The sequence below is a fragment of the uncultured Aquitalea sp. genome, assembly GCF_945957525.1.
GTDB lineage: Bacteria > Pseudomonadota > Gammaproteobacteria > Burkholderiales > Chromobacteriaceae > Aquitalea.
This window is the reverse complement of the sequence record NZ_CAMFLA010000035.1, coordinates 1-6424: the sequence shown is the minus strand read 5'-3', so window position 1 is coordinate 6424 and position 6424 is coordinate 1. Positions and strand designations below refer to the sequence as shown.

Below are 6424 nucleotides of genomic sequence, written 5' to 3'. Positions count from 1 at the left end.
CGGCGAAGGGCAAGGTGCAGGTGCAGGCGCAGAGCGACGCTATGGAGCTGACGGCCGATCGCGAACTTACCATCACCTCGGCCAAGGGCGCAGTCACCCTTGCCGCCAGCAAGGAAATCCTGCTGACCAGCGGCGGCGGCTACATCCGCATCGCCGGCGGCAATATCGAAATCCACTGCCCCAGCGCCGTCAGCGTGAAAGGGGCCAGCCACAGCCTGACCGGGCCGGCCAGCCTTAGTGTGCCGATGCCGACCTTTGCCAAACCCGGTACCGGCAACTTGCAAGTGCTGCACGAGTTTGCCAATGGCTACTCGATGAATCAGGGCAAGTTCGTGGTGACCGATGCCTTGGGCGTCAAACACAAGGGCGTGCTGGACGAAGCCGGCAAAGCAATGGTGCACGGTCTGCCGGAAGGTCCGGTAGAGGTGGCATTCCTTGGGCGTCCACATAAAGACAAAAAGGACGTTTTCCCCTTTGTGCCTTCGCCCGACGACGCGGCGCAAATGGCGGCCAAACTGGAGAAGCAGGCGGGCGCCGCGGTTCAGGCCCAGGCCATGCAGCAGTTGGACAGCCTGTTGGGCGGCGCGCCGGCGGGCATGGCAGGCATGGCACATCAATTAATGCAGGGCAAGGGGCCCGATCTGATGGAGCACGCAGGACAGTTGGCGTCAGGCGCAATGTCCGGTGCGGCCGCAGGCATCGCCGGGCAAGCGGGAGCGCTGGTTGCCCAAGCCGACCAAGTACGGCAGATGGCCGGTAGGGCGCAATCCACGCTCGACGCTGCCCGCAACATGAAGCCGGGCCTGCCATCGGCGCCAGGCTCCACGCCCTCCTTGATCTGACCCGACATCACGATAAATTTTGATACGTAAAAATCATGACAACAGCTGCCGCCCGTCCCGTCGCCGTTTTATCCGCTACTCCACAAAACGCCGCCAAAGCGCTTGAGCAAACCGGTCAGGATTTCGACAAATGGCTGCGCAGCATCAGCGATGGCCATCTGTCGGTTGAAACGCTGAAAACCGTAGCTGCGGCTGTCCCGGTTGTGGGCAACCTGATTTCCATCGGCGATGTGGTCGTGGACGTGGTGGACATGTGCAACAAATCCAACCGCAGCGAAGAAGTCGACGTGTTCGACTGGCTGTTTCTGGGTGTGGATCTGGTTGGCGTGGTGCCGGCAGCCGGCGGTTTGTTCAAGGCTGGCGTTCGGCCAACCCTGAAGTTGTGCGCCACCAGCCTGCGGCGCGCTGGCAAGGATTGGGCCAAGGCGGAAATCGAAGCCGGCCTCGCCGCCAAGCTGATCTCCATGTTGCCGGCCAGTTATCGCAACTCCCCGGCGGAGTGGGTCAAGTTTGTCGACAGCAAGATCGAGGCGGAGCTGAAGGAGTGCGGGGTCAAGGGCGGTACGATGCTCAAGGGCTTCGCGGATTTGCTGACCAGCATGGGCACGGGCAAGTTCGGCAGTTATGTCGAGCAGCACGTGCCGCACTCGCCAGTGCGCTACAACCTGGAAAAGACCAACGACGACGGATTATGGGGCACCATCAGCGCGCATTTGCATGCCATCAAGAAGGCGGCGGCCTCGGCAGGTCAGGAGGCGGCCAGCGGCATGATGGTAACGGCGGCGCACGAGGTGGATGGCTTGTTGAAGGGCACCGCTTCCGCCCGGCTGATGCAGCGGCTGGGCGCGGCCATTGCCACTTGGGCGGCAAAGCTCGGCGAGATGCTGATGAAGATGTACAGCAGCCACCTCAAGCCCTTGTTGGAAAAACTGGCGCGCGCCTTCCTCAAGCACATGCCGGTCAAAGCCGGCGCGGTTGTCGGCAAAGCCGCCAAGACAGTCAGCGCCAAAGTGGCGCAAGCCGGCAAGGAGGTGGCGGCCAGATTCGCGCCCAAGCAAAAGCCGGCCCCGCCATGTTCTTGCGCCACCTCAGGGCATGCCATTGGTTACGCGTTTGGCGAGGAAACATTCGAACACACGGATTTCAGCTTGCCGGGCGTGTTGCCCATTGTGTGGAGCCGTCGTTACCGATCCGACTTTGCCGCCAACGACCAGCGTGGCGAATTGGGTGCGCGCTGGACCTTGCCTTACCTCTCCCGCTTCGATATCGACGGTGGGCAGCTCAAATACCATGACGGCAGTGGCAGAACGCTGGCGTACCCGTTGTTGGCCGAAGGGCTTTCCCACAAAGACGCCATCGAAGGCTATACGCTGACCCGGCTGTCGGACACCTTGCTGTCGCAAGCCTTTGGTCATGACCTGATCCAGCTGTATGAGAAGCAGGGGGATTGCTTCCGTCTGGCGATGATCAAGGATCGAGCCGGCAACAGCATTGCCATGAGCTTCACGCAGGGCCGGCTCTCGCAACTCATCAGCAGTGCCGGGCATGTGCTGGACATCCGCCATGATGCCGCTGGCCGTATTGTCGCCGTTGCGCTTCGCAATCCGGAGGCAGGCACCGGCGGCAGAGTGCTGGCGCGCTATCGCTATACCGATATCAATCCGCTGATGGCGGATGCCGGAGACCTGGTGGAAGCCTGGGACGAGAATGACCAAAGCTGGGCTTATCAGTACAGCCATCACCTTGTTACCCGCTACACCGACCGCACGGGACGCGGCATCTCGCTGGAGTGGGACGGCATTGACAGCGAAGCGCGCGCGGTTCGCGAATACGCTGATGACGGCAGCCTTGAAGTGCGCCTGGCCTGGGACGACAACATTGATCTCACGTACGTGACAGACGCCTACGGCCGCACCACGGAGTACTACTTCGACGAAAAGGGCTACAACTACCGCATCGTCTATCCCGACCACAAAGAAGAGTGGTTCGATTTCGATGAAGACAAGCGACTCATCAGTCATGTGCACCCTGACGGTAGCGAAGATCGCTTCAGCTATGACGACAGAGGCAATATGGTGCTGCACGAACGTCGGGACGGTAGCGAAGTGGCTTTTGCCTACGACGAGCAGGACAACCTGATTGAAATCACCGACCCCCTGGGCGAGAAATGGCTGCGCGCCTACGACGACAAGGGGCAGCTGATTGAAGAAACCGACCCGCTGGGGCACAAGACCAAGTACGCCTACAACGAACAGGGCCTGCCGGTTGCCGTGACCGACGCCAAGGGCGGGGCCAAAAAAATCGCCTACCGGCCCGACGGCCTGCCGGAAAGCTATACCGACTGTTCCGGCAGCGTCACCCAGTGGCAATACGATGAGCGTGGCCGCACCATGCTCATCGTGGACGCCATGGGCAGCACCACTCGCTATCAGTACGGCGAGAACGGCGCCCTCCGTGCCGTGGTATCGCCGGATGGCCAGGCCACCCAGCTGGAGCACGATGCCGAATCCCGCCTGCTCAAGATCACCGACCCGTTGGGCCGCAGCACACATTACGACTACGACAAGGCCGGGCGCCTGCAAAGTCGCACCGACGCCAACGGCCACGCGCTGGCCTACCGCTACGACAAACTGGGCCGGCTGATTTCCCTGCGCAACGAAAACCACCGTCACTATCTGTTTGAATACGACGATGGCGGCCGCCTGACCGCGGAAACCGGCTTCGATGGGGCTGTCACCCGTTATCGCTACGACGACGCCGGCCGCCTTGCCGAGCAGCAGGAAGGCGATGTCTCCACCCATTTCCGCTACGACCGCGCCGGTCGCCTGATCGAACGCAGCGCGCCGGGCAGCAAGGAAAATTTCGGCTACGACCCGGCCGGCCGCCTGTTCAAAGCCAAAAACCGCTATGCCAGCCTGCGCTGGGTTTACGACCCGGTCGGCAATGTCAGCGAAGAACACCACGGTTACCATGTCGCCGGCCTTCGGCAAACCTTCCGCTGGCGGCATGAGTACGACGAACTGGGCAACCGCATCGCTACGCTCCGCCCGGATGGCCATCGCGTGGACGTGCTCAATTACGGCAGCGGCCATGTGCACGGCCTGCTGTTCGGCCAGCACGACATCCTGAATCTGGAGCGCGACAAACTGCACCGCGAAACCCAGCGCGTGCTGGGCAATGCGCTGCAGCAAACCCTGGCCTACGATAAAGCCGGCCGCCTCAGCAGCCAGCGCCTGAGTGGCGCCACCCAATGGAGCCGCCAGTACCAGTACGATGCCGCCGGCCAGCTCACCGGCATTGCCGACAATCGCAGCGGCCAGATCAACTACCGTTACGACCCGGTAGGCCGCCTGCTGGAGGCCGCCACCCCCAAAGGCGTGGAAAGCTTCCGCTTCGACCCGGCCGGCAACCTGCTGGACAACACCCCGGCAGCCGACGGGCATCAGGACAACAGCCTGCTGAGCAATCTGCTGAGCCACTACGCCGGCCGTCACTACCGCTACGACAACCGCGGCAACCTCATCGAAAAACGCGTCAACGGCAGCCTCACCCAGCTGGAATGGGACGGCTACAACCGCCTGAGCCGGCTGACAGCGCCGGGTGGCGACAGCACCGAATACCGCTATGACCCGCTGGGCCGCCGCATCGCCAAGCTCAGTCAGGGCAAGACAACCCTGTACGGCTGGGATGGCGACGTACTGGCGTTTGAAACCCACGACGCCGCCGCAGTGCATTACCTGTTCGAACCCGGCAGCTTCATCCCGCTGGCCCAGGTACATACCGACGCCATCCAGGGTGTGAAAGTGCCGGCATGGAGCCAGCACAATCCCTACGACCCAGACCGCGACCCACTGCTGAAGGCAGGCCCGGAGCCATCCGCCCCGCGTGCGGTGTACTACTACCACGCCGACCATCTCGGCACCCCGCAAGCCCTTACCGACGAACAAGGCCGGCTGGCGCTGGAAATGGATTACAAGGCCTGGGGCGAAGCACGGGAAGTGATTGCCGAGGCGGCGGCCTCTGCTGGCATCCGCAACCCCTTCCGCTTCCAGGGGCAGTATCATGACGATGAATCAGGGCTGCACTACAACCGCTATCGCTACTATGATCCGGAGATCGGGCGGTTTATCTCGCGGGACCCGATTGGGTTGCTGGGTGGATTTAATGCTCATGGGTATGCCCCCAATCCTATTGAGTGGACTGACCCACTAGGATTAGAAAACGGGAGAGCAGTAAAGAATAATATGAAAAAAGCTGGACGCCCCTGTCCAAAATGGTATGCGGGCCACCATCTAATTGCTGAGCAGCTTGGTGATCACCCTGTTATCAAAGAGGCGACTGATAGAGGAATATATGATATTAATAGAAATGAAAATGGGGTGGCTTTGCCGACTCGACAAGCAGATTCATTAAGTTCAGGTAAACCATTGCATAGTGGCAATCACTTGTCAGCCTACTATGAATCAGCTAGAAAGAGGTTGGATAAAATTGGTAATCCAAAGCAAATGAGTAATGATGAGCTTTTGTCAAAAATTGGTAAGGTGGAGATGAAAATGAAGTCTGATCTTGAACAGGATAAGATAAGACTTCAAACTACGGATCCGCGTCCTGCAAATACTACGTGTATGTTATGAAAATGAAATACTTTGTTCTGGCTTCTGATGATAATCTGCCTTTTGTATATGGCGATGCTAAATTTGAACCTGTTGACCAAGGGGTGTATTCGAATTTGTGGCATGATAGAAAGTTGCCGAGCGGAACAACTGCGCGTGTCAAACTTGTGAAGAATGTGAAGAGATTGAACCGTGATTTGTTTTCTGTTAATGCTGGATTTGTCGGGTCTGGAAAGCTGTTGGAAGTGTTGCGGGGAGGCTTTAAATCAAAATTTAATCCGGTGCCCGCAGAAATTTTCTACCACTCAGGTGAGAGAGTGCAAGGGGATTTTTTTTTCCTAGAGTTTGATTGCTGGGTCGATGCTTTTGATTATGAAAATTCTAAATTTCTCAAGGATGTTGACGGTAGTGATAAGGTTGTTGAGTGTGAACTCCTTCAAATTGATAGCTGTAAAGTGAGAGGTTATGATTTGTTTTTTCTATTGAATGTTGATTTCTTTGAGCCGGTTGTTTCAATGGGTTTGGCGGAGAAATTGAAGAAAGAGGAAATGTCTGGGTTTAAAATTATTTCGACAGAAGATTTTACTTGGAGTGAGTGATTTCAAATGAGGCTTCTGTGGTGCGGTGCGTAAATTATTTACCTGCTGTGGGGCTTTCTTGCACAAATCAGGGCTTGTGCCTGTCCGGTAGAGTGACCGCATGAGCAAGCACCTTCCTCCCAAGTACCAAACCATCAACTAGCAGTCCAACAACCAGCCCCTCAAGCAACGAGGGCAGCTCCTTCTCGGGCTCGACAAAGACATGAACGGGTTGGCCCCAGCTACCAGCAAACGGGGACGGCAGCCAACTTTTTCCGATGCCACCATCCAGTTCTGTCTCACCATCATGGGAGAGAGCGAGTGGAAGGTGAAAATGCATGGTGCTGACTACCGCCGCCAATGGCGCAAACTGCATCTGGGAATTGATGCT

At 58.2% G+C, this 6424-nt stretch carries 3 protein-coding genes and 1 pseudogene; all 4 read left to right on the top strand.

The features are described 5' to 3' along the window. A partial coding sequence (locus tag Q0P52_RS19315; RefSeq protein ID WP_293766900.1) for a DUF2345 domain-containing protein occupies positions 1 to 842 on the top strand: 842 nt, incomplete at its 5' end. A 35-nt stretch (positions 843 to 877) separates the two neighbouring features. Continuing rightward, positions 878 to 5476: an RHS repeat-associated core domain-containing protein gene (locus Q0P52_RS19310; protein ID WP_293766897.1), complete on the top strand. Its 4599-nt coding sequence runs from the start codon at positions 878 to 880 to the stop codon at positions 5474 to 5476. Continuing rightward, a complete protein-coding gene (locus Q0P52_RS19305; protein ID WP_293766895.1) occupies positions 5473 to 6054 on the top strand; it encodes a hypothetical protein in 582 nt (193 codons plus the stop codon). The genes Q0P52_RS19310 and Q0P52_RS19305 overlap by 4 nt, the downstream gene beginning before the upstream one ends. A 100-nt stretch (positions 6055 to 6154) precedes the next feature. Continuing rightward, positions 6155 to 6424, top strand: a pseudogene (locus Q0P52_RS19300) (transposase); the annotation flags it as partial.

Excerpts from the sequence above, each read along its gene's own strand:
- Q0P52_RS19305 (WP_293766895.1), top strand. The coding sequence starts at position 5,473 with ATGAAAATGAAATACTTTGTTCTGGCTTCTGATGATAATCTGCCTTTT.
- Q0P52_RS19310 (WP_293766897.1), top strand. The coding sequence starts at position 878 with ATGACAACAGCTGCCGCCCGTCCCGTCGCCGTTTTATCCGCTACTCCA.